The sequence below is a fragment of the Amycolatopsis ponsaeliensis genome, from assembly GCF_030182635.1.
Taxonomy (GTDB): Bacteria; Actinomycetota; Actinomycetes; order Mycobacteriales; family Pseudonocardiaceae; genus Amycolatopsis; species Amycolatopsis ponsaeliensis.
In genome coordinates, this window is record NZ_JAPZLD010000065.1 from 29,993 (window position 1) to 52,542 (window position 22,550).

20 protein-coding genes are annotated in these 22,550 nt (G+C 72.1%); 9 read left to right on the plus strand and 11 right to left on the minus strand.

Annotation, left to right across the window (positions count from 1 at the left end; translation table 11 throughout):
* Positions 1-8: 8 nt before the first annotated feature.
* Together QQ657_RS51030 and QQ657_RS51035 are read left to right on the plus strand one after the other, a co-directional pair.
* Positions 9-2,855 carry a glycoside hydrolase family 2 TIM barrel-domain containing protein gene (locus tag QQ657_RS51030; protein ID WP_284749703.1) on the plus strand — a complete coding sequence of 949 codons (2,847 nt, stop codon included), beginning with the start codon at positions 9-11 and terminating at the stop codon, positions 2,853-2,855.
* A 69-nt stretch (positions 2,856-2,924) separates the two neighbouring features.
* Entirely contained in the window at positions 2,925-3,518 is a 594-nt protein-coding gene (locus QQ657_RS51035) for a hypothetical protein (protein ID WP_284749704.1), read from the plus strand.
* Positions 3,519-3,537: 19 nt separating this feature from the next.
* On the opposite strand, the gene QQ657_RS51040 is transcribed toward QQ657_RS51035, so the two are convergent.
* Entirely contained in the window at positions 3,538-4,233 is a 696-nt protein-coding gene (locus tag QQ657_RS51040) for a TetR family transcriptional regulator (protein WP_284749705.1), read from the minus strand.
* Positions 4,234-4,321: 88 nt separating this feature from the next.
* On the opposite strand from QQ657_RS51040, the gene QQ657_RS51045 reads away from it, so the two are divergent.
* Positions 4,322-5,458: an FAD-dependent monooxygenase gene (locus QQ657_RS51045; protein ID WP_284749706.1), complete on the plus strand. Its 1,137-nt coding sequence runs from the start codon at positions 4,322-4,324 to the stop codon at positions 5,456-5,458.
* A 137-nt stretch (positions 5,459-5,595) separates the two neighbouring features.
* On the opposite strand, the gene QQ657_RS51050 is transcribed toward QQ657_RS51045, so the two are convergent.
* Positions 5,596-6,273: an NUDIX hydrolase gene (locus QQ657_RS51050; RefSeq protein ID WP_284749707.1), complete on the minus strand. Its 678-nt coding sequence runs from the start codon at positions 6,271-6,273 to the stop codon at positions 5,596-5,598.
* 83 nt (positions 6,274-6,356) lie between these two features.
* Here QQ657_RS51050 and QQ657_RS51055 point away from each other — a divergent pair, with 83 nt between their 5' ends.
* The 5 genes from QQ657_RS51055 (at position 6,357) to QQ657_RS51075 (ending at position 10,876) form a co-directional block, all read left to right on the plus strand.
* Positions 6,357-7,358, plus strand: a complete 1,002-nt coding sequence (locus QQ657_RS51055; RefSeq protein WP_284749708.1) for an SPFH domain-containing protein — start codon at positions 6,357-6,359, stop codon at positions 7,356-7,358.
* A complete protein-coding gene (locus tag QQ657_RS51060; RefSeq protein ID WP_284749709.1) occupies positions 7,355-8,224 on the plus strand; it encodes an NAD(+)/NADH kinase in 870 nt (289 codons plus the stop codon). The genes QQ657_RS51055 and QQ657_RS51060 overlap by 4 nt, the downstream gene beginning before the upstream one ends.
* A 162-nt stretch (positions 8,225-8,386) precedes the next feature.
* On the plus strand, positions 8,387-8,692 hold the full coding sequence (locus QQ657_RS51065; protein ID WP_284749710.1) for a DUF6403 family protein: 306 nt from the start codon (positions 8,387-8,389) through the stop codon (positions 8,690-8,692).
* A complete protein-coding gene (locus QQ657_RS51070; RefSeq protein ID WP_284749711.1) occupies positions 8,685-10,010 on the plus strand; it encodes a hypothetical protein in 1,326 nt (441 codons plus the stop codon). Before QQ657_RS51065 ends, QQ657_RS51070 begins: the two co-directional genes overlap by 8 nt.
* A complete protein-coding gene (locus tag QQ657_RS51075; protein WP_284749712.1) occupies positions 10,007-10,876 on the plus strand; it encodes a hypothetical protein in 870 nt (289 codons plus the stop codon). The genes QQ657_RS51070 and QQ657_RS51075 overlap by 4 nt, the downstream gene beginning before the upstream one ends.
* On the opposite strand, the gene QQ657_RS51080 is transcribed toward QQ657_RS51075, so the two are convergent.
* Together QQ657_RS51080 and QQ657_RS51085 are read right to left on the minus strand one after the other, a co-directional pair.
* Positions 10,864-13,086, minus strand: a complete 2,223-nt coding sequence (locus QQ657_RS51080; protein ID WP_284749713.1) for a glycoside hydrolase family 15 protein — start codon at positions 13,084-13,086, stop codon at positions 10,864-10,866. The genes QQ657_RS51075 and QQ657_RS51080 overlap by 13 nt on opposite strands.
* A gap of 224 nt (positions 13,087-13,310) precedes the next feature.
* Positions 13,311-14,006, minus strand: coding sequence for a TetR/AcrR family transcriptional regulator (locus QQ657_RS51085; RefSeq protein WP_284749714.1), 696 nt, complete (start codon positions 14,004-14,006; stop codon positions 13,311-13,313).
* A gap of 86 nt (positions 14,007-14,092) precedes the next feature.
* Here QQ657_RS51085 and QQ657_RS51090 point away from each other — a divergent pair, with 86 nt between their 5' ends.
* Positions 14,093-15,088 carry an aldo/keto reductase gene (locus QQ657_RS51090; protein WP_284749715.1) on the plus strand — a complete coding sequence of 332 codons (996 nt, stop codon included), beginning with the start codon at positions 14,093-14,095 and terminating at the stop codon, positions 15,086-15,088.
* A gap of 46 nt (positions 15,089-15,134) precedes the next feature.
* Here QQ657_RS51090 and QQ657_RS51095 read toward each other — a convergent pair whose 3' ends face one another.
* The 7 genes from QQ657_RS51095 to QQ657_RS51125 all read right to left on the minus strand — a co-directional run bounded on the left by QQ657_RS51095 (position 15,135) and on the right by QQ657_RS51125 (position 22,309).
* Entirely contained in the window at positions 15,135-16,235 is a 1,101-nt protein-coding gene (locus QQ657_RS51095; RefSeq protein WP_284749716.1) for a glycerate kinase, read from the minus strand.
* Positions 16,232-16,609, minus strand: a complete 378-nt coding sequence (locus QQ657_RS51100; RefSeq protein ID WP_284749717.1) for an allophanate hydrolase-related protein — start codon at positions 16,607-16,609, stop codon at positions 16,232-16,234. Before QQ657_RS51100 ends, QQ657_RS51095 begins: the two co-directional genes overlap by 4 nt.
* A gap of 9 nt (positions 16,610-16,618) precedes the next feature.
* Positions 16,619-18,070 (minus strand): NCS2 family permease, encoded by a 1,452-nt coding sequence (locus QQ657_RS51105; protein ID WP_284749718.1) that lies wholly within the window; start codon positions 18,068-18,070, stop codon positions 16,619-16,621.
* A gap of 124 nt (positions 18,071-18,194) precedes the next feature.
* Complete coding sequence (locus QQ657_RS51110) at positions 18,195-18,677, minus strand: nucleoside deaminase (RefSeq protein WP_284749719.1); 483 nt, start codon at positions 18,675-18,677, stop codon at positions 18,195-18,197.
* Position 18,678: 1 nt separating this feature from the next.
* Positions 18,679-20,982, minus strand: coding sequence for a xanthine dehydrogenase subunit D (gene pucD / locus QQ657_RS51115; protein WP_284749720.1), 2,304 nt, complete (start codon positions 20,980-20,982; stop codon positions 18,679-18,681).
* Positions 20,979-21,449 (minus strand): (2Fe-2S)-binding protein, encoded by a 471-nt coding sequence (locus QQ657_RS51120; protein ID WP_284749721.1) that lies wholly within the window; start codon positions 21,447-21,449, stop codon positions 20,979-20,981. Before QQ657_RS51120 ends, pucD begins: the two co-directional genes overlap by 4 nt.
* Positions 21,440-22,309 (minus strand): FAD binding domain-containing protein, encoded by an 870-nt coding sequence (locus QQ657_RS51125; protein WP_284749722.1) that lies wholly within the window; start codon positions 22,307-22,309, stop codon positions 21,440-21,442. Before QQ657_RS51125 ends, QQ657_RS51120 begins: the two co-directional genes overlap by 10 nt.
* Positions 22,310-22,550 lie beyond the last annotated feature (241 nt).

A 22,550-nucleotide genomic window follows, 5' to 3' on the forward strand; every position in this document is an offset into this window, starting at 1 on the left:
AGGACTCCATGTCGTACGTCGAAGACCCGGGCCCCGGCCACGGTTCGGTACCCCCGCGCGCGGCCTTCACCTCCGACGCCCCATCGCTGTCGTTGAACGGCACGTGGCGGTTCCGGCTCTCGCCCGGCCTGGCGGCCGCTCCCCCGGACGTCTTCGACCCCGGGTTCGACGACTCGGCGTGGGACGAGCTGCCGGTGCCGTCGCTGTGGCAGCTGCACGGCCACGGCGCGCCCGCCTACACGAACGTGCACTACCCCTTCCCCGTCGACCCGCCGCACGTGCCGTCGGAGAACCCGACCGGCGACCACCGGCTGCGGTTCGACCTGCCCGATCCGTGGCCGCCGGGGTCCGCTCTCCTGCGCTTCGACGGGATCGACTCGTGCGGCCGGATCTGGCTCAACGGCACCGAACTCGGCGTCACGAAGGGCAGCCGCCTGCCGTCCGAGTTCGAGGTCGGGCCGCTGCTGAAGCCGCGGGACAACGTCCTCGTCGTCCGCGTGCACCAGTGGTCGGCGGGCAGCTACCTCGAAGACCAGGACATGTGGTGGCTGTCCGGGATCTTCCGGGCCGTGACGCTGCTGGCGCGGCCGTCCGGCGGCATCGGCGACTACTGGGTCCGCGCGGACTACGACCACACGACCGGGCTCGGCACCATCCGGGTCGACACCGGCGCGGACGTCGTGCTGGACATCCCTTCGCTGGGCATCGCGGGCCATCCGGCCGGTGAGCCGCTGGAGCTGCCCGTCGAGCCGTGGAGCGCCGAGACACCGCGCTTGTACGACGGGACGCTGTCCACTGTGGCCGAACGGGTGCCGGTGCGGATCGGCTTCCGGACGGTGACGATCGAGGACGGGCAGCTCAAGGTCAACGGCCGGCGCCTGCTGCTGCGCGGGGTGAACCGGCACGAGCACGACCCGCACACCGGGCGCGTCGTCTCGCGCGAGACCGCGCTCGCCGACGTCCTGCTGATGAAGCGGCACAACGTCAACGCCGTCCGGACCAGCCACTATCCGCCGGACCCGGCGTTCCTCGAGCTGTGCGACGAGTACGGCCTGTGGGTGGTCGACGAATGCGACCTGGAGACCCACGGGTTCGGCCCGCTCGGGTGGGACCGCAACCCGAGCTCCGAGCCGATGTGGACGGACGCCTACCTGGACCGGATGCGGCGCACGGTCGAGCGGGACAAGAACCGGCCCAGCGTGATCCTCTGGTCGCTGGGCAACGAAAGCCACACCGGGGACAACCTGGCACGGATGGCGGACTGGGTGCGCCACCGCGACCCGACGCGGCCGGTGCACTACGAGGGCGACCACGACTGCTCCTATGTGGACGTCCACAGTCGTATGTACGCGTCACCTGGCGAGGTCGAGCGGATCGGGCGCCGCGAGGACGACAACGCGCGGCGCCGGGATCTGCCGTTCGTGCTCTGCGAGTACGCGCACGCGATGGGCACCGGGCCGGGCGGGCTGCTGGAGTATCGCGAGCTGTTCGAGCGGTACCCGAACTGCCAGGGCGGGTTCGTGTGGGAGTGGATCGACCACGGCCTGGCCGTTCCCGGCCACTTCGCCTACGGCGGCGACTTCGGCGAGTCCATTCACGACGGCAACTTCGTCATCGACGGCCTGCTCTTCCCGGACCGGACGCCGTCGCCGGGGCTGACGGAGTTCGCGAAGATCATCGAGCCGGTCCGGATCTCCTCGGACCCCTCCGGTGTCCGGATCGAGAACCACTACGACTTCGTCGACACCGGGCACTTGAGGTTCGCCTGGGTGCTCGAGGACGAGGGAATCGCCGTCGCGGACGGTGTCCTCGACGCCCCACCGGTCCATTCCGGACAGAGTGTTTCGGTTGCGCTGCCTTCACTACCGGCCACCAACGGTGAGTCGTTCCTGACTGTCTCGGCGTCGCTGAGCTCCCCGACCGCGTGGGCGCCCGCCGGGCACGTCGTCGGCTGGGGACAGCTGCCGGTGTCTCCGGCGCCCACCCGGCCCTCGCCGCCGACGCGCGGGCCGGTGTTCCGCACGTCCGGGCAGCTGATCCTCGGGGCCGGCGAGTTCGACGCCGCGACCGGCACCCTGACGGCACTCGGCGGGCACCCGGTGCGGGGGCCGCGGCTCGACGTCTGGCGCGCGACCACCGACAACGACCGCGGCTCGTCGCCCGGGCCGTCCGAGGCTTCGCAGTGGCTCGAGGCGGGACTGCACCGGATGCAGCACCGCGTGATCACCGTCGACGCGGACGGGGACGAGCTCGTGGTGCGCACCCGCGTCGCCCCGCCGGCGCAGCCGTTCGGCCTGTTCGCGGACTACACGTGGACGGCCTTCGAGGGCGGCCTGCGGCTGCGCGTGGACGTCACCCCCGACGGCGAGTTCCCCGGCACGCTCCCCCGGCTCGGCCTGGCGATGGCGGTCCCGGGCACGTTCGGCTCGGCGGAGTGGTTCGGCGGCGGCCCGGGCGAGGCGTACCCGGACAGCCGCCAGGCCGTGCGGATCGGGCGGTTTTCGAGCAGCGTCGACGGCCTGCAGACGCCGTACGTCTTCCCGCAGGAGAACGGCAACCGGATCGACGCGCGCTGGGCGAGTTTCACGACCCCGTCCGGCGCGGGCATCCGCGTCGACGGCGAACCGACGTTCGACTTCACGGCCCGCCGCTGGACGGCAGCGGCGTTGGAGGCGGCGCGGCACACGGACGAGCTGGAGTCCGGCGCGCTGGTGCACCTGACACTGGACGTGGCGCAGCACGGCCTCGGGACGGCTGCGTGCGGGCCCGGGGTGCTGCCGCGCTACCGGCTCGTGCCGCAGAAGACGTCGTTCACCCTGTCGCTGCGGCCCATGGCGGGTGGTGTCGCAAATTGAGACCCCGGGACGCTCCAGGATGCGGTGTCGTTGAGGGTCCAGACGGCCGCAGGACAGGAGCGTCCCCGGATGACCCCCTCCACGACGACCCCGACGAGTGCCCGGCAGCTGACCACGCCCGGCGCGCTGGGCTTGGCCGACCTCGTCGCGATCTTCGACGACCTCCAGTTCACCCTCAAGTGCTGCGAACGACTGGTCACGGAGCTGGCCCACCCGCGGGTGGACGCCGTGCTCGTCGAGGCGTTGTGGGTGTCGGCGCTCAACTCGTACGCCCGGTGTTTCCGCACCGGCGACCGGGGCATGGGCCTGACGGTGGAAGACGTCAAAGCCACCGAGGTGCCGGGTGAGGTCGCCGAGTGGCACGCGCTGCTCGGCCGGATCCGCGACTTCTCGATCGACGGGCCGGTCAACCCGCGCGAGACGTACTCGGTGGGCGTCTCACAATCCCCGGCCGGCGAGGCCTCGGGGGTCGTCATCACGTCCGCGGTCCGGCCGCTGGTGGACGACGTCACGGTCCGGCAGACCGGGCGGCTGGCCTTCGAGTTGAGCCGCCTGGTGGACGAGCGCATCAAGGAGCACCAGGGGAAGGTGTTCGAGGCGGCTTCGAAGCTGACTTCCGCCCAGCTCGCGGCGTTGCCGGCCATCGAGGTCGAGTCTCAATAAGTCTCATTAGTACGTCTCATTATTCGACGCCGGGTAGGTGCCGGTAGATCGTGGCGCGGGAGACCCCCAGCGCGGTCGCGATGTCGGCCGGGGCGTGGCCGGCGTCTTGGAGACGCCGGGCCGCCTCGATCGTCTCCTGGCTCATCACCGTCGGACGGCCCCGGCGAGCACGCGGCCTGACCTCGGGTTCCGGCGCGGCGAACAGCCGGTCGACGCCGTCGAGGATCGCCGCGCGGAGCTCGTCCACCGGGGCGTCGGCGAACAGCACCACCGGGTCGCTGAGCATCGCGATCGCCTGCGCCGCGCGGACCCGGCCGGCCAGGTCCGCGTCCGGGCCCGCCACCAGGTGGTTCGCTTGGAGCATGCCGTCGCGGAAGCGGTCGAACACCACCTTCGACGCGGTCAGCCCGAGGTCGCGCAGGTTCATCCGCAGCAGGTAGCGGTGATCGAGCCACACGTCGAGGAGGCCTTCGATCGCCGCCGCGCGCGGGTCGGCGGCGTCGGCGGCCTTCGTCATGGTCGCTTCGAGGTCGTCCAGGAGCGGTTCGGCCAGCGCCGTTACGATGTCGGCCTTGCCTGGGAAGTGGTAGAGCACCGCGGTCTTGGTGACCCCGACGCGTTCGGCCAGCTCCCGGACCGACGTCGCGTGGAAGCCGCGCTCGGAGAACTCCTCGAGCGCGGCGCGCAGGATCCGGGCGCGGGTGTCGTCGGTCATCACCCGAGCCTAGCCGCCTTGCCTGACCGTTGGACAGGAGCGTACGGTCGGTACTGACCGATGGTCAGGACCTTGATGGGGTATCACCATGACCGAGCAGACCGTACTGATCTCCGGCGCGGGCGTCGCCGGGCCGACGCTGGCGTACTGGCTGGCCCGCGCGGGCTTCCGGCCGACCGTGGTCGAGCGCGCCGCCGGGCTGCGCTCGAGCGGCAGCCCGGTGGACGTCCGCGGACCGGCCGCGGCCGTCGCGGACCGGATGGGCATCACCGCCAAGCTGCGCGAAGCGGGCACCGCCGTGACGTCGCTGAAGTTCGTCGACGACGCGGGGCGGCGGACCGGCCGGGTCGCGATGGGCGGCGACGGCGGCATCGAGCTGCCGCGCACCGACCTCGCCGCGATCCTGCACGACGCCGCCCGCGAAGACACCGAGTTCGTCTTCCACGACTCGATCACCGGGCTCGACCAGGACGCGAGCGGCGTCGACGTCACGTTCGAGCGAGGCGCTCCGCGGCGGTTCGACCTGGTCATCGGCGCGGACGGGCTGCACTCGGCCGTGCGGCGGCTGGCGTTCGGTCCGGAGCACGCGTTCGTCGAGCACATGGGCGTCTACATCGCGACGCTGCCGTTGGCCGAGCCGCCGGCCGACCGCACGGAGCTGGTGATGTACAACTCGCCCGGCCGGGCGGTCGCGGTGCACCCGGCGCGCGGCAACGGGATCGCGGCGTTCATGTTCCGCGGCGACGCCGTGGCGGGGTTCGACCACCGGGATTCGGCACTGCACAAGCGAATGCTGGCCCAGGCGTACGACGGCGCGGGCTGGCGCGTGCCGGAGCTGCTGGAGCGCGTTCGCGAGGCCGACGACCTGTACCTGGACTCGGTGAGCCGGGTGCGGATGGACGGCTGGGCGTCGGGGCGGATCGCGCTGGCCGGGGACGCGGCGTCGTGCGTGTCCCTGTTCGGCGACGGCTCGACGCTGGCGATGGCGGGCGCGTACACCCTGGCCGAGGAGCTGGGCCGCACACCGGGTGACGCGGCGTCGGCGTTCCGCCGGTACGAGAGCGCGCACCGGAAGCTCGTGGAACCCAAGCAGCGCAACGTTTCCACGGCGGCGGCCCTGCTGATCCCGGCCACGCGCGGCGGCCTCGCGGTGCGCAACTTCGGCACGCGGTTGCTCCCGCTGGTCACGGCCGCGCGACGGCTGGTGCCCGCCCGAGCGGCATAGGGAGGATCGGCTCGGCCGGGGAGGAACCGCCCGGGGCCTGGTCGAGTGGCAGCGGACCGGGATCGGTCAGTGCGTGGCCGCGCACCAATGCGGTCGGCGGCTTCCGCAGTCCCCCTCGGCGGTCGGCCTGGCGCGGATCAGGTCCGAAGCATCGGCGGGTAGAGCAGTTCGGCCTTCCCGCGCCGGTACAGCTGGGCCGGGCGGCCGCCGTCGCGGGTGGTCGTGCGGCCGGTCGGCTCCAGCAGCCCCTCCGCGCCGGTCACCTTGCGGTGGAAGTTGCGCGGGTCGAGCCGCGTGTCCCAGACCAGCTCGTACACCCGCCGCAGCTCCGCGACGGTGAACTCCGGGGCGCAGAACGCCGTCGCCAGCGGGGAATACTCGAGTTTCGCGCGCGCCCGCTCGAGGCCGTCGGCGAGGATCCGGTCGTGGTCGAACGCCAGGTGCTCGCCGCCCAGCGACCGCACCGGGGTCCAGCGGGCTTCCGCCGCGTCCGTGCCCGCGCTCGGCGTCGGCAGGTCCGGCGCCAGCGCCAGGTACGCGACCGTCACCACCCGCATCCGCGGGTCCCGATCGGGCGCGCCGTAGCCGGCGAGCTGTTCGATGTGGACGGTCCCCGGCGCCAGCCCGGTCTCCTCCGCCAGCTCACGGCGCGCCGCGTCCGAGAGGTCCTCGTCCTTCCGGACGAACCCGCCGGGCAGCGCCCACTCCCCCCGGTACGGCTCGACGCCCCGGCGCACGACCAGGGCACACAGCTCGTCCCCGGTCAGGGTGAGCACGACGAGGTCGACGGTGACGGCGAACGGCGGGTGACCCATGCCACCACCCTACCCGCTAATCGTCATCTTGACGATTAGGGCCGCGTCCGCATATCGTCACCTCGACGATAAGAGGAGGGCTCATGGCCGACATCGACCGCCGCTTCGGGTTCCGGCACCTGCGCGGCGCACCCACCGTGCACATCCGCCACTACCGCCGCGGCAAGCTCGCGCACGACGGCGTCGGGCTGTCGTTCTGGTACCGGCCGCTGACCGCGGTCGTCTCCGAGGTCCCGGTCGACGACCGCGAGCTGCCGCTGCTGTTCCACGCCCGCACGGCCGACTTCCAGGACGTCACCGTGCAGCTCGCGCTGACGTTCCGGATCGAGGACCCGGCGCTGGCCGCGCAGCGGATCGACTTCTCCATCGACCCGGACACCGGGCGCTGGAGAAGCGATCCCCTCGCCCAGATCAGCGGCCTGCTGACGGAGAACGTCCAGCAGTACGCCGTCGAGGTGCTGACCCGCACGCCCCTGGAGACCGCGCTGGCCGACGGCGTCCGGGCGGTCCGCGATCGGATCCGCGCCGGGCTCGCCGAGGAGGACACCCGGCTCGCGCAGACCGGCTCGGCCGTCGTCGACGTCCGCGTCGTCGCCATCCGGGCCGAGCCGGAGGTCGAGAAGGCGCTGCAGACGACCGCGCGGGAGAAGGTGCAGCAGGAGGCCGACCGGGCGACCTTCGAACGCCGCGCGCTGGCCGTCGAACGCGAACGCGCGATCGGCGAAAACGAGCTGCAGAGCCAGATCGAGCTGGCCCGCCGCGAAGAGCAGCTGGTCACCCAGCGCGGGGCGAACACCCGGCGCCAGGCCGAGGAAGCTGCCGCGGCGAACCGGATCGAGACCGAGGCGCAGGCGTCGCGCAAGGAACGCCTGACGCTCGTGGAAGCCGAAGGCAAGCGGGCACTCGGCGAGGCGGAGGCGGCGGGTGAAGCCGCCCGGCTGGCGGCGTACCGCGACCTGCCCGAGGGCGTGCTCACCGGGCTGGCGTTGAAGGAACTGGCCGGCAACCTGCCGGAGATCGACACCCTGGTGCTGACGCCGGATCTGCTCACGCCGTTGCTGACGAAGCTGGGCGTGCGGTCGTGAGCCTCGCCCCGCGCGTCGTGCTGGTGCACCGGCGCACCGAACTGGACGAGCTGCTCGCCCGGCACGGCACGCGCGGCCAGGCGGAGTTCTTCCTGCGCACGCGCGGCCGTGACCTGGCCGAGGTGACCGAGGCGGACACCGCCGTGCGCGCGGCACTCACCGCGGCTTCGGCGGCGATCCCGCTCGACTGGCGCCGCGGCGAGGTCGAACGAGCCGACCTCGACCGGTTCCTGTTCACCCCGGAGGACGTCGTCGTGGTCGTCGGCCAGGACGGGCTGATCGCCAACGTCGCGAAGTACCTCGACGGCCAGCCGGTGATCGGCGTGACGCCCGGCGCGCCCGGGGTCCTGGTTCGCCACCCGCCGGCCGCCGTCGCGGACCTCGTGCGGTCCACCGGCGACGTCGAGCACCGCACGATGGCCGAGCTCACCGCGGACGACGGCCAGCGGCTGCTCGCGCTCAACGAGATCTACCTGGGCCACGCCGGGCACCAGACGGCCCGCTACCGGCTGGGGGTCGGTGGCGGGCCGGCGGAGCGTCAGGCGTCGTCGGGAATCCTGGTCGGGACGGGCACCGGCGCGACCGGCTGGTGCGGCTCGGTGTGGCGGGAACGCGGGAGCGGGATCCGGCTGCCCGCGCCCGGCGAGGCCCGGCTGGTCTGGTTCGTGCGCGAGGCGTGGCCGTCGCCGACGACCGGGACCACGTGCACCGAAGGGGATCTGACGTCGGCGCCGCTGACGGTCGAGGTCGAGTCCGACCGGCTGGTCGCGTTCGGCGACGGCCTCGAAGCCGACAAGGTCGCCCTCACCCGCGGCCAGACGGCGACGTTCGTCCCCGCCGCGAGGACGGTCCACTTGGTCCGGTGACGAGCCGGGTCCGGCACACCGAGGGGGCGTGCCGGGCCCGCCCCGGACTGTCCACTTGGTCCGGTGTTCGACTGGGACACAATGCGGCAACGTTGTCACATCGCCGGGCTTCGGCAGTCAGAATGACGTCCTCGCCGAAGATCGAAGTGCGAAGGTGGCCGGATGACGTGGCTTGTGTGGGTGCTCGGCGCGGTGGTGATCGCCGCCGCCGGGGCCGGGGTGGTCGCGTGGCCGTGGTGGCGGGACCGGGACCTGCGCCGGCGGACCGCCTGGTCGGCCGCGCGGGCGGCGATCGACAGCGCCGCCGTCAGCCGGGACGCGGCGTCCGCTCCCCTGCCCGCGGCCGAGCAGCTGCTCTCGCGTGCCGAGACGATCGCGGCCGCGCACGGCGGCGCGCGAGCGGCGCAGACCGCCGAAGACCACGCGCGGCGGGCCGACGTGCTCTGGCAGGCGGCGGCTCGTGGCTGACCGCCTTCGCTGGATCCTGCTCGCGGCCGCCGGCGCCGTGCTCGTGACGTTCCTCCTCGTGCAGCAGCAAAGCACCAGCGTCAGCTACGGCCAGGCGCCCGCGAACGGCGATCCCATCCCGGAGGGTTCGGCCGGCGAGCTGAGCGGCGCGACCGTCCCGCCGGCCGAGCAGCTGACGGCGATGGTCAAGGCCGCCCCGGTCGTGCGGCTGCCGGGCGCGATCGCGACCTGGGACGAGAAAGCCGTCCAGGCGGCGGCCGGGAGCGCCGGGGCCCGCATCCTGGTGGCCCCGCCCGGACTGCCGAAGGACGCCCGCGCCCGGGTGAAGGACGTCGAGGACGCGACCGTTCAGGTGATCGGCACCGAGGTCACCGGCGGCGCCCTGCAGGCCTCGGCCGACCGCGCGTCCGAGTGGGTTCGCCAGTTCGCCACCGGCGACGTCACGGAGTCGCTGACCACCCTGGTCGCCCACCTCAACCACCAGCCCGACGCCCCGGACCAACCGGCCCTCGCCCGGCGCGACCCGACCGCCGCCGAACTGGCCGAGGTCACCGCCCAGCTGCGCGGCACCGGCCGGTTCATCGCCCCGGGCGCGACGCTCAAGGACGCGCCGGCGACGACGGCCGCGTTCCCCGGCGCCCAGCCGTTGTACGTGGCGCTGCCACAGCAGCCGGCCGGTCAGCCGCTGGTCCACTTCGGACCGGCGCTGGCGAAGGAGTTCCCCGGCCGTCCGATCGTCGCGATGTACGGCCAGTGGGTGGAGTACGACGGGCCGTCGGCCGCCGCGTTCGCGGACATCGCGACGGCGAGCTTCTACGGCCAGTTCGCGGACCGGCTCAGCACGTACGCCTACCCGCAGCGCAACGTGCTGGGCGCGTGGCTCAACCGGGTCACGGCCATCCGCTACGCCGGGCTGTTCGACCGTCCGCTGCCCTACACCCCGTTCGACCCGCTCCGGGTCGCGCTGCCCGCGCTGCCGTGGCTGTTCGCCGCCTGCGCGGTCGGGTTCCTCGTGCTCTCGGCCCGCCGGGTGGGGCGCCCGGGCCGGGCCACGGGGACGGGCGTGCCGGCGCGCCTGGCCGGGCTGACCGCGCTCGCCGTCGAGATCTCGGGACTGACCGACGGCGCGTCGGCCGCGGCCCTGACCCGCGGGATCACGCAACTGACGGCAGCCCGGGAGGCGTTCACCGGGAAGCTGCCGGACAAGCACGTCCACGGCCTGCTCGACGCGGCCGAGTCCGATTTGGACACCACCGCCGGACTGCTGGGCCGCCCGGAGTACCGGCCGGCCGAGTTCCTGCAGGGGAGGCTCGCGTGAAACGGTTCTTCCGCTCCGCGTTCGGGATCGCGGTGCTCGGCTGCCTCGCGCTGGCGGGCTGGGCGGTGTGGTCGGCGGGTGTGTTCGACGGCGCGGTCGCCCGGCAGCTCCGGTCGGCGTCGGTGTACGCCGCACCCGGGGTCACGCTCGACGAGCCGGCCGCGGAACGCGTGATCGGCAACCGGCGGCTGGTGGTCGGATTCCTCGAGCCGGGCGCGGACCTCAGCGACGCGTGCGACAGCCTGGGCGGTGCCGTCGACGGCACCCTCGCCGTGATGCTGAGCCGCGACGGTGACGACTTCAAGAAGTACGGCTGCTCACGTCTGCCCGGGAGCGACGACGAGAACTTCGGCAAGGCGTTCGTCGCGGAGTCGATGATCGGCAACGGCATCGACGCCTTCGCCGACCGCCCGGTGGACGCGCTGAAGGTGATGGTCGTCAACTACGACCTGCTGGTGCACTCCGGGGCGATTCCCGACGGCGGCCGCACGGTCAGCCCGTCGCTGCCGCGGTACCTGATCGCCGCGGCAGCGGTCGGCGCGGTGCTCCTGGGTTCGCCGGCGCTCTACCTGGTCACGCGCCGGGCCACCCGGACGTCGCTGGCGCGGCGGGAACGCCGGGACGCGGAAGCGGACGAACGGACCGAGCTGGCGGCGGCCGCGGCCGTGCTGGCCCAGCAGATCATCGACCTGGACAAGCGCTACGCCCGCCAGACCGGCACGAGCAAGTTCGCCCGCGGCTACCGGAGTCTCGTGTCCGACTACGCGAACCTGCTGCCGGACCTCGGCCGTGGGACCCCGGAGCTGCGGGCCCGGGTCGAGAAGCTGCTGACCCGGGCCCGCACCCTGGCCGCTCAGGTGCCGTAGCGGGACTTCACGATCGACGGCGTGTCGAGGTTGTGGCCCGCGTCCATGCTCTGCGCGAGCCGCAGGTACTGGCCCTCGGCCCACATCAGCGGACCCGCGCTGCCGGTCGGGCGGCCCAGGCCGAAGCAGCCGACGTCGCCGCGGTCCCAGACCTGCTCGGGCACGAAGTACCCGTCGTTGGCCGAGTCCGCCATGGACTTCAGGTACACCGCCGCCGAGCGGCCGTTGGCGAGCTCGTACTGACCGCGCTCCCCCGACAGCACCGGCCAGAGCCGCCCGAACCGCTGGCTGCCGCCCGCGGGCCAGCCGTTGCAGGTCGAGGTGCTTTCGCCGTAGTTGTCGTGCGGGTAGCGGTGGAAGTAGACGTCGCCGTTCGGCAGCGTCACCTGCATCGCCGCGTTGCCGTCGGACGCCGCCGCGGTCGGCGCGACCGAGTTCGCGATCGTCGTGTCGCCGGCCGGGCGGATGCCGAGCCGCACCAGGTCGAGGAACCCGAAGTCCGTCACGTCGTGTTCGTAGAAGCAGCCTTCGTCGAAGCAGATCGTCGCGCCGTCGTTGGGGTTCCCGGCGCGGTCGAGCCGTTCGTAGTAGGTGTGGCCGCCCCAGTAGCCGGACGTCGTCACGGTCCAGCCGGCCAGGGAGTTGCGCCACGAGTCCGCTGTGGACTCCCACGACGTCGCGCTCGCGGTGTCGCCGTTGGCCCGGGCGAGGGCACCCGCGGCGATCAGCCCGGCGATCTCGGCCGCCACCGACGACGGCGACTTGCCGTACTGCTCCTCCCACCGCTCGGTGGTGTCCGGGCCGGTCGCGACGATGTGGTTCGCTGTCGTCTTGACCTTGGCGTACGTCGAAGCGTCGGTGAGGCCGGTCAACCAGGCCAGCAGGATCGCGTCGGCGTCCTGGTCGAGCTGTTCGCAGCAGCCGAGCTGCTGGGCGCTGGCGCCCGCGACGCCGGAAACCGGGCTGTAGCGCGGGAAGGACCCCGCCGGGTACGTCATGCCGTCGCCCGCGGTCGGGCTGCCGATCCACTGGGAGTTCCACAGGAACTGGGCCATCCGCTTGGCCTGCGCGCTGTCCCCGGCGGCCAGCAGGCCGGTCGCCTGCTGGTAGAGGTCGCGGCCCCAGACGCGGTGGTAGCCGTCGTTGAGCTGGTCGCCGTTGGTGAAGTTGCCCCACGGTGTGGCCAGGCCCGCGACGCTCGCGCCGGGGTGTTGCTTGTCCTCGGCGGTCTTGAGCGCCATCGCCGCGACGTAGTAGGCGCGACGCCGTTGCGTGTCCCCGGAAACGCTGGCGGGCGCGGGTTTCAGGCCGCCCACATAGGAGTTCCAGCCGCCGCGGTAGGACGTCGCCACGGCGGAGAAGCCGCTGCTCAGCGAACCGCTCGCGGCGGAAGTGGCGGCGGCCGCGGTGCCGCCGTAGCCGAGCGCGACGGTGAACGTCGTGTCCGTGCCGACCGGGATCTGTCCACACTGGACGACGTTGCCGGTGCCGGAGATGTTGTCGAACTGGTTGTTCAGGTTCTTGTCGGCGCGCAGGTCCACCAGGCAGTCGCTGGCCGCGCCACTGTAGCCGTTGTCGTGTGCGGTGAAGCCGGTCGAGACGCGCAGCGCGGAGACGACCGTGGTGGCCGCGCCGCCGAACAGCGTCTCGGTGCCGCTGGAGAGGAGGCCGCTGCCGTCCCACCAGGCGTTGTCGTTGGCGCCGCCGCCGGCCATGGACGGGTTGGCCAGGAGGTAGAGGCGGTAGCTGCCGCCGTCGAGGGACTGGAAGCGGGTGTTGCGGACGAGCGTCGCGCGGGCCGGGTCGGTGACGTAGTCCGTCGTGATGCGGTACTTCCCGCTTTTGGCCGTGTTGGTGACGGTGTACTGCAGGGCCTTCTCGTCGGGCATGGTCACGACGTGGTTGGTGGCGTCGCGTTCCAGGTCCACGAAGCTGGTGCCGTCGGTGACGACGAACTGCATGTCCTGCATGTTCGGGACGTCGGCGCGGGGGTAGAAGACCTCCGATGTGACGCCGTCGGCGACGGTGAACCACACGGGGCTGGTCGTTGTCGTCGAGGTTCCGAGGGCGGATTTGTTGCCCGTTGCCCAGGATGCTCCGCTGCCGCAGCAGTCGGTTGCCGTGCCGGTTGCCTGTGCTGTGCCCGGTAGTGCGCCGGCGAGCAGGACTCCTGCTCCGGCGCAGGCCAGGACTGCTTTCCACCTGATCATCGGGACCCTCCGACGGCGTTGTCGTTAATATGTTGTGCGCCGCAACATATTGGGGCTTGGGGTGGTGACAAGCAATGTCCGATCGGGCTGGATCGATCCAGCTCTAGGTCGGACGGCCCAGCCCGCCCGCCAGGCCCCGCCTCGACGTCTTGAATGAGTCATTCAGGTCTTCAGGTGTCCTGAATGACTCATTCAAGACACCTGGCGAGGCGTGGGCGTCCGGATCAGGCGTCGGCGATGCGGTCGAGCCACTCTTTGAGCAGCACGCGCTCGGCCTCGCTCAGGACCGCCGTGCCGTCGAGACCCGCGCGCAACGCGATCGCGCGCTCCGGCAGGTCGGATCCGGCCGACTCCTCGGTGCCGGTGAGGATTCGGCTCAGCACCGTCTCGCGGGCCGTTGCCGACAGCTCCGGGTCGCGCTCCGCCTCCGGTGTCGCGATCTGTGTCAGCACCACGCCCATGCCCGTTGCGTGCACCAGGCGCGCCGCGCGCTCGACGCTCACTCGTAGGCGGCCGGCCTCCGCGACACGCGAAACGATGCTCCGCAGCATCGACTCGGCCTCGCGAGCGGCCGGGGACGTGCGGCCTGGGCGTGCGTCGCCGTACATGAGCACGTAGAACTCCGGGCGCGATAGCCCGAACTCGACGTGCAGGTCCCAGCCGCGGCGGAGGTCCTCCACCGCGTCGCCGGTCGAGCCGAGGGCTCGCTTGCTCGTCAGGTACTCGTCGAACCCGTACGCCGCGACCGCGTCGAGCAGGCCGTCCTTGTCGCCGAAAAGCCGGTACAGCGCCGGTGGCTGGACGCCCGCCGCCGCGCTCACCGCGCGGGTCGAGAGACCGTCGCGCCCCTCTGCCACCAGTAGCGCGGCCGCCGCTTCGAGGATGCGCTCGCGGGTGTCCACTGCCGTCTTCGTCGCCATGGTTCCGATGATAACAAATCCTGAGTAGCACTTGTTCGGTATCGGTGATACGTTCGGTCGGGTAACAACGGAAACAGGGAGAATCCATGCACACCCGCACCCTCGGCCGGACCGGTCCGGCCGTCAGCGCCCTCGGCCTCGGCCTGATGGGCATGTCCGACCTGTACGGCCCCGCCGACGAGACCGAGTCGGTCGCGACGATCCACGCCGCTCTCGACGCCGGCGTGACCCTGCTCGACACCGGTGACTTCTACGGCATGGGCCACAACGAACTGCTGCTGCGCGACGCACTGCGTGGCCGTAACCGCGAGAAGGCCGTGATCAGCGTCAAGTTCGGCGCGCTGCGCGGCCCGGACGGCTCCTGGCTCGGCAACGACAGCCGCCCGGAGGCCGTCAAGACGTTCCTCGCCTACAGCCTGCGGCGCCTCGGCACCGACCATGTCGACGTCTACCGCCCGGCCCGGCTCGACCCCGCCGTGCCGATCGAAGACCAGGTCGGCGCGCTGGCCGAACTCGTGCGGGCCGGGTACATCCGGCACATCGGCCTGTCCGAGGTCGGTGCGGAGACCCTGCGCCGCGCGGTCGCCGTGCACCCGATCTCCGACCTGCAGATCGAGTATTCGCTGCTCTCCCGCGGGATCGAGGCGGACATCCTGCCGGTCGCCCGCGAGCTGGGCATCGGCGTCACGGCGTACGGCGTGCTTTCGCGTGGCCTGCTCAGCGGGCACTGGACGCCGTCGCGGGAGCTGAGCGCGGGCGACTTCCGCGGCCACAGCCCGCGGTTCCAGGGCGAGAACCTCGACCGCAACCTGGCGCTCACCGACGCCCTCGGCAAGCTCGCCGCCGGGAAGGGCGTCACCACCGCGCAGCTCGCCATCGGGTGGGTCGCCGCGCAGGGCGAGGACATCGTCCCGCTGGTGGGCGCCCGCACGCGGGCCCGGCTCGCCGAATCCCTGGGCACCGCCGACGTCGCGCTGACGGCCGACGACCTGGCCGCGATCGAGGCCGCGGTCCCGTCCGGCGCCGCGGCGGGCGACCGCTACGCCGCCGCGATGCTGGACCACCTGGACAGCGAGAAGTAGTCCATGAGGGGCACCCTCATGGCTGTTATGTCCATGAGGGTGCCCCTCATGGACATAAGTGGTCGACCGCGATGCGGTGGGCGAGGCGGCGCAGCAGGGGTGCCGCTTCGGCCATGCACCGCGCCGGATCCGGCTCGAGATCGGTCAGGGCGTACGCGGCCGAGATGCCCGCCTCAGCCAGCTCCAGAGAGGACAGTTGACAACGCCCGGACACCGCGACGCACGGGATGCCCTTCGCCGCCGCGGCCCGGGCGACCCCGGCCGGGGCCTTGCCGGACAACGTCTGCCGGTCCAGGGAACCCTCCCCGGTGACGACCAGCGAAGCTCCGGACAGGGCCGCGTCGAACCCGAGCAGGTCCAGCAGCAGCTCGATGCCCGGGCGCATCCGGGCGCCCAGCACGGCCATCGCGGCGAAACCCACTCCCCCGGCGGCACCCGCACCTGGCCGCTCGGCGAACTCCGGCCCGGCGACCGACGCCCAGTGCCGCAGGGCGGCATCCAGCGTCTCGACGTCGTCGGCGGACGCGCCCTTCTGCGGACCGTAGACGAACGCTGCCCCGCGCAGCCCGTAGAGCGGGTTGTCGACGTCACTCGCCAGCTCGATGTCCACTCCGGACAAGTCCACTTCGGACAGATCCAGCGACGCGAGCCGGGACAAGGCCGCGCCGCCGGGCGGGAGGTCCCGCCCGGCGGCGTCCAGCAGCCGGGCACCCAGTGCGGCCAGCATGCCCGCGCCACCGTCGGTGCAGGCACTGCCGCCGACGCCGAGCACGATCCGGCGGCACCCGGCCCGCACCGCCGCGGCCAGCACGTCGCCGGTACCCGCGCTGGTCGCGGTGAGCGGCGCCGGGGGTCCAACAAGCCGGTGCAGCCCGGACGCCTCCGCCAGCTCGACGATGGCGGTGTCCCCGCGGACCGCGTAGGACGCGGTCACCGGCGCGCCGGTCGGGCCGCGCGCCGGGACTCGCACCCGCTGGTACCCCGCGGCGACGGCGGCGTCCACTGTGCCGTCGCCGCCGTCGGCCACCGGAAGGGCCCGCACCGCGAGCGCGGGGTGGACGTCGGCGAGGCCGGCCGCCACAGCCGACGCCACCTCGGCCGCGGTCAGCGACCCCTTGAACTTGTCCGGTGCGACGAGGACGCTCACGCGCTCGCCTTGTACGCCCGCCAGTCGCCGACCTCCGTGATGTCCCGCAGCGCGACGTGCGAGGTGTAGGGCCGCCGCAGCAGCATGGCGAACGCCGAGCTGCCGTCTTTCAGCTCCACCACACCCAGCTCCAGCTCGTGCGGCTCGGACGGGAGCACCTTGTCCCGCAGGTCGTCCAACGAGACGTCGTACACCTCGCCGGTCACCGCCGCGCCGCCGTGCGATACCGGGTACAGCGCGGGGCACTGGTCTCCGACCGCGTAGAACCGGTACTTCGGCGCGGTTTTCGCCGCCGAAACGAACGGCGAGCCGGCCAGGAGGTGGTGCAGTGGTTCGCCGCGCATGGCGCCGCCGTTGAAGAACATCAGGGTCACGGGAACTCCTTAGCGGAAGAGGGCTTCGACGCCGTCGACGGCGAAGTACACCGCGAACACCAGCGCCAGCAGGGAAAGCAGCCAGCCGGCCTCGCGCCACTTGCCGCGGCCGATCTTGATCAGCACGAACGCGATCAGGCCGGCGCCGACACCGTTGGTGATCGAATAGGTGAACGGGATCAGCGCGGCGGTCAGGAACACCGGGATCGTGTAGTCCGGGTCGTTCCACGGGATGTTGCGGCACTGGGCGACCATCATGCCGCCGATGACCACCAGCGCGGGCGCCGCGGCCTGGGCCGGAACCACTCCTGCCAGCGGCGTGAACAGCAACGTCCCGGCGAACAACAGCCCGGTGACGACGCTCGCGAGCCCCGTCCGGGCACCTTCACCGACGCCGGCCGCGGACTCCAGGAACACCGTGTTCGGCGACGACCCCGTGACGCCGCCCGCGATCGCGCCCGCGCCGTCCACCAGCAGGATCCGGCCCATCCGCGGCACCTTGCCGTTCTTCGACAGCCCGGCTTCGTCGGAGACGCTGGTGATCGTGCCCATGGCGTCGAAGAAGCCGGACAGCACCAGGGTGAACAGGAAGACCGTGGCCGCGAGCGCGCCCGCCGAGGCGAACCCGCCGAAGAGGTCGATGTGGCCGAAGAGCCCGAAGTCCGGTGCCGCAAGGACGTGATCGGGCAGTGCCGGGGCGGTGAGGCCCCAGCCGCCGACACCGAACCCCTCGTGCAGCACGACGGCGAACACCGTCGCCACGCCGATGCTGATCAGCACCGCGCCCGGGACCTTGCGGGCCATCAGCACGATCATCAGCAGCAGACCGAAGCAGAACACGACGATCGGCCAGCCGTGCAGGTGCCCGCTCGCCCCGAGGCGCACCGGGACCGTGGTCTGCGCCGCGTCCGGCATCCGGGTCACGAACCCGGCGCTGACCAGCCCGACCAGGGCGATGTAGAGCCCGATCCCGACGGTGATCGCCATCTTGAGCGGCCGTGGGATGGCGTTCATGATCCGCTCGCGGACGCCGCTGACGGCCATCAGCACGATGCAGACGCCCTCCAGCACGACCAGGCCGAAGGCTTGCGCCCAGGTCATCGAGGGTGCCATCTGGAACGCGACGATGCCGTTGATGCCGAGTCCGGCGGCCAGCGCGAGGGGCGCGTTGCCGACGACGCCCATCAGGATGGTCATCACCGCGGCGGCGAGCGCGGTCGCCGTGGTCACCTGCGCGGCCGACAGCCGGGCGCCGGTGATGTCGGCGGAGGCGCCGAGGATGAGCGGGTTCAGCAGCACGATGTAGGCCATCGCGACGAACGTCGTGACGCCGCCGCGGACTTCGCGGCCGACCGTGCTCTGCCGGGCGCGCAGCTCGAACAGCCTGTCGAGCAGGGATCGGCGTTGCGGTGGTTCGGGTACTTCGTCGAGGTCGGGCTCGTGGATCTCTACTTGGGTCATGCGTCCTGCCCTTGCCGGTGGGTGTGCTCGGCCAGGCCAAGGCACAGCGCCGTGCCTGGGCGAGCGGGACGTTCGTTTGGGGTTTGCTCCGGTCAGCTGGCCTTGTGGGTCAGTAAGCGGCGGGTCAGTAGTCGGTGCGGTCGCTCTTGTCGAGCCAGGCCGCGAACGGCGCGAATCCGTCCTTTGCGGACAGTCGCGTGACGGGGACCGTCCAAGTGTCGCGAGGACGGTCGAAGAGCTCATAGAAGGCGCGGTCGTCGAAGCCGGCCTTGGCCGCGTCGTCGCGGTCGGCGGCGAAGAGGACCTTGTCGACGCGCGCCCACAGCGCCGACGACAGGCACATCGGGCACGGCTCACAGCTGGAGACGAGCACGCAGCCGTCGAGCTTGAACGTGCCGAGTGCCTGGCAGGCCGCGCGGATGGCGACGACTTCGGCGTGCGCGGTCGGGTCGAGGTTCGCGGTGACGCGGTTGACGCCGGTGGAGACGATCTCGCCGTCCTTCACGATCAGCGCGCCGAAGGGCCCGCCGCCGTTCGCGACGTTCGTCTCCGCGATGCGGACGGCTTCGTCGAGCCATTCGGTCTCGGCGGAAATCGACGTGGTCATCTCAGACTCCAGTGATGTGTTCGGGGCGGATGGGGACGCGCGGCAGCTCGAGGCCGGTGGCCGCGCGGATGGCGTTGGCGATCGCCGGGGTCGCGGAGATCGTGGGTGGTTCGCCGACGCCGCGGACGCCGTAGGGCGCGTGCGGGTCGGGCCGCTCGAGGACGTCGACGCGCATCGGCGGCATGTCGAGGATCGTCGGGATCAGGTAGTCGGTGAACGACGGGTTCCGCACCTTCCCGTCCTTGACCAGGATCTCCTCCATCACGGCGAGGCCGAGGCCCTGGGCCGAGCCGCCCTGGATCTGGGCGACGACGGCGTCGGGGTTCATCGCCTTGCCGACGTCCTGGGCGCAGTCGAGCTGGACAACCTTGACGAGGCCGAGGTCCACATCGACGTCGACCACCGCGCGGTGCGCCGAGAAGCCGTATTGGACGTGGGCGTCGCCCTGGCCGGTCTCCGGGTCGAGCGGGTAGGTCTTGCGGTGGTGGAACTCGCGGGTCTCCTCGATCGCGGTCTCCCCCAGCAGCTCGGCCAGGTCGGCGACGACCTCGCCGTCGGCCGCGACGATCTTGCCTCCGGTCAGCGTCGCGCCTTCGACCGCGCGTCCCAGCCGGACCGCGGCGAGGGCGTACACCGCGTCGGCGACCGCGCGGCAGGCGTTGCGGACCGCGCCGCCGGTGACGTACGTCTGACGCGACGCGGAACTCGAACCGGCGTCGCCGACGCTCGTGTCGGCCGGGTGCACGCTCACCCGCGTCAGGCCGAGTTCGGTGCGCGCGATCTGCTGCTGCAGCGTCACCAGCCCTTGGCCGACCTCGGCCGCGGCGGTGTGCACCATCGCCACCGCCTCGCCGCCGAGCACCTCCAGCCGGACGCGGGCGGTCGAGTAGTCGTCGAGGCCTTCGGCGTAGGAGATGTTCTTGATGGTGACGCCGTAACCGACGCCACGGACGACGCCTTCGCCGTGGGTGGTGTTGGACGCGCCGCCGGGCAGCTCGCGGATGTCGCGTTCGCCAGTGGGTTCGGGTGGCAGAGGCAGGTCACGCAGGCGCTGGACCAGCTCGGCGACCGGCGCCGGGAAGTCGACCACCTGGCCGGTGACCACAGTGGACCCTTCGCTCAGGGCGTTGAGGATCCGCAGTTCGGCCGGGTCCATGCCCAGCGCGGCGGCCAGTTTGTCCATTTGGGACTCGTAGGCGTAGGTCGGCTGGACCGCGCCGAGGCCGCGCATCGCGCCGCAGGTCGGGTTGTTGGTGTAGACGCCCCAGCCCTCGATGTGCGCGTTCGGCACGTCGTAGGGGCCGACGCTCAGCGTCGTACCGTTGCCGACCACCACCGGGGTCTTGGACGCGTACGCACCGCCGTCGAAGTACATCTTCGCGCGGACGTAGACGAGCCTGCCGTCGCGGGTGGCGCCGTGCTCGTAGTACATCTTCGCCGGGTGGCGGTGGACGTGCCCGAAGAACGACTCCAGCCGGTTGTAGCTCATCTTCACCGGACGGCCGGTGCGCAGCGCGAGCATGCACGAGTGGATCTGCATCGACAGATCCTCGCGGCCGCCGAACGCGCCGCCGACGCCGGACAGCGTCAGCCGTACCTTGTCCAGCGGCAGGCCGAGGGCCTTCGCCGTCTGGCGCTGGTCGACGTGCAGCCACTGGGTGGCCAGGTAGAGGTCGACGCCGCCGTCCTCGGCCGGTACCGCGAGCCCGGACTCCGGACCGAGGAACGCCTGGTCCTGCATGCCGATCTCGTAGACGCCGGACACGACGACGTCCGCGGTCGCCGTGGGGTCGCCCTTGACGATCCGCTGGTGGCGGACGAGATTCCCGTCCGGGTGCAGCTTCGGCAGAGAGTCGTCGTGCGCGGCCCGCTCGGGGTCGGTGATCGGCTCGAGGACGTCGTATTCGACGACGATCTCCTTGAGTGCCTGCCGCGCGATCTCCGGGTGGTCGGCGGCGAGGATCGCGACCGGCTCGCCCTGGAACCGGACCAGGTCCGCAGCCAGCGCGGGGGTGTCCTGGTACTTGAGGCCGTAGACGTTCTCGCCGGGCACGTCCTCATGCGTGAGTACGGCGTGCACACCCGGTTGGGCCAGGGCGCGGGAGACGTCGAGGCGGACGATCCGGGCGTGCGGGTGCGGGCTGCGCAGCGTGGCGCCCCACAGCATGTCCTCGTGCCACAGGTCGGAGGAGTAGGCGAACTCGCCGCGGACCTTGAGCGTGCCGTCCGGGCGCAGCGGGCTCTCGCCGATGCCGCCGGCGATCGTGTCCTGCATTTCCTGCGGGGAATGAGCCGGGGCGCTCATCGGACGGCCTTCTTCGCGGCGGCGTCGCGGACGGCGTCGAGGATCTTCTCGTAGCCGGTGCAGCGGCAGAGGTTCCCGGCGAGGGCCTCGCGGATCTCGACGTCGCTCGGCTCGGGGACACGCTCGATCAGGTCGTGCGCCGCGACCAGCAGGCCCGGCGTGCAGAACCCGCACTGGACGGCGCCGCGTTCGACGAACGATTCCTGGACCGGGTCGAGCTCGTCCCCGGAAGCGAGCCCTTCGACCGTGACGACGTCGCGGCCCTCGGCCTGCCCGGCCGCGACCAGGCACGCGCAGGCCGGGACGCCGTCGAGGTAGACCGTGCAGGAACCGCATTCGCCCTGCTCACAGGCGTTCTTCGAGCCCGGCAGGCCGAGCCGCTCACGCAGCACGTAGAGCAGGCTTTCGCCTTCCCAGACGTTGTCCGCCCGGCGCTGTTCGCCGTTGACGGTGACGTTCACGCGCACTTCGCGCTCCCTTCGCAGTATTCGGTCCAGGCCCAGGTCAGCGTGCGCCGCGCCATCACGCTCAGCGCGTGCCGGCGGTAGGCCGCACTCCCCCGGACGTCGTCGATCGGAGCCGCGGCTCCGGCCACCAGGTCACCGAAACGGCGCTTCACGGAGTCGGTCAACGCCCGGGGCGACTCCCAGTCCAGCTCGCCGGCCAGGAACTCCTCGGCATCGAGGGCCCGGCGCGGGGTCGGTGCGGCCGAGCCGACGCCGGTGCCGACGCGCCGCTGCTCCGGGTGCAGCGCCAGCCCGAACGCCGCGACCGCGATCACCATCGCGTTGCGGGTGCCGATCTTGCTGAACTGCTGCGGGCCGGTGGCCGGTGCCAGCAGCACGGACGTGATCAGCTCGTCCGGCTCCAGGACGTTCCGCTTGACGCCGGTGTAGAAGTCCTTGGCGGCGACGATCCGGGTGCCGCGGACCGAGGCGATCTCGACCTCCGCGTCGGTGGCGAGCAGCGCCGGGTGGGAGTCGCCCGCGGGCGAAGCTGCGCCCAGATTGCCGCCCACGGAACCGCGGTTGCGGATCTGCGGGGACCCGACGGTCCGCGAAGCCATCGCGAGGCCGGGCAGCTTCGTGCCCAGCTCGGTGATGATCCGGGCGTAGGGCACGGCCGCGCCGAGGCGGATCCGGCCGCCGTCGGTGCCGTGCTCGTGGAGCTCGGCGACGCGGCCGAGGTCGAGCAGGGCACCGGGGCGGCGGTGGTCGAAGTTGAGCTCGACCATCACGTCCGTGCCGCCGGCGATCGGGACCGCACCGGGGCTCGCGGCCTTCGCGGCGAGCGCGTCGGCCAGCGTGGCGGGTCGGAGGAATTCCACTGTGGACGTCCTTTCGGGGCTGCTTCGTGAAGAAGTACACACGCTGAGGTGTGGCCGCGACCACGGCAAAACCCCTGAAAGACGGGTGAATTTACGGCCCCGGTTTGTACTTTCCGACAAGCGCTTGATCCAGCGCGCGGAAAGGCCGCCGTACGAGGTCAGGGTCTCGTACGGCGGGCTGGGCTCACCGGGGGGGGGGGGGGGGGGGTGGGGCGGTGGGTGGACAGTATGGGACGCCCCC

Coding starts and splice junctions, on each gene's coding strand:
- QQ657_RS51030 (WP_284749703.1), top strand. CDS start 9: ATGTCGTACGTCGAAGACCCGGGCCCCGGCCACGGTTCGGTACCCCCG.
- QQ657_RS51035 (WP_284749704.1), top strand. CDS start 2,925: ATGACCCCCTCCACGACGACCCCGACGAGTGCCCGGCAGCTGACCACG.
- QQ657_RS51040 (WP_284749705.1), bottom strand. CDS start 4,233: ATGACCGACGACACCCGCGCCCGGATCCTGCGCGCCGCGCTCGAGGAG.
- QQ657_RS51045 (WP_284749706.1), top strand. CDS start 4,322: ATGACCGAGCAGACCGTACTGATCTCCGGCGCGGGCGTCGCCGGGCCG.
- QQ657_RS51050 (WP_284749707.1), bottom strand. CDS start 6,273: ATGGGTCACCCGCCGTTCGCCGTCACCGTCGACCTCGTCGTGCTCACC.
- QQ657_RS51055 (WP_284749708.1), top strand. CDS start 6,357: ATGGCCGACATCGACCGCCGCTTCGGGTTCCGGCACCTGCGCGGCGCA.
- QQ657_RS51065 (WP_284749710.1), top strand. CDS start 8,387: ATGACGTGGCTTGTGTGGGTGCTCGGCGCGGTGGTGATCGCCGCCGCC.
- QQ657_RS51080 (WP_284749713.1), bottom strand. CDS start 13,086: ATGATCAGGTGGAAAGCAGTCCTGGCCTGCGCCGGAGCAGGAGTCCTG.
- QQ657_RS51085 (WP_284749714.1), bottom strand. CDS start 14,006: ATGGCGACGAAGACGGCAGTGGACACCCGCGAGCGCATCCTCGAAGCG.
- QQ657_RS51090 (WP_284749715.1), top strand. CDS start 14,093: ATGCACACCCGCACCCTCGGCCGGACCGGTCCGGCCGTCAGCGCCCTC.
- QQ657_RS51105 (WP_284749718.1), bottom strand. CDS start 18,070: ATGACCCAAGTAGAGATCCACGAGCCCGACCTCGACGAAGTACCCGAA.
- QQ657_RS51110 (WP_284749719.1), bottom strand. CDS start 18,677: ATGACCACGTCGATTTCCGCCGAGACCGAATGGCTCGACGAAGCCGTC.
- pucD (WP_284749720.1), bottom strand. CDS start 20,982: ATGAGCGCCCCGGCTCATTCCCCGCAGGAAATGCAGGACACGATCGCC.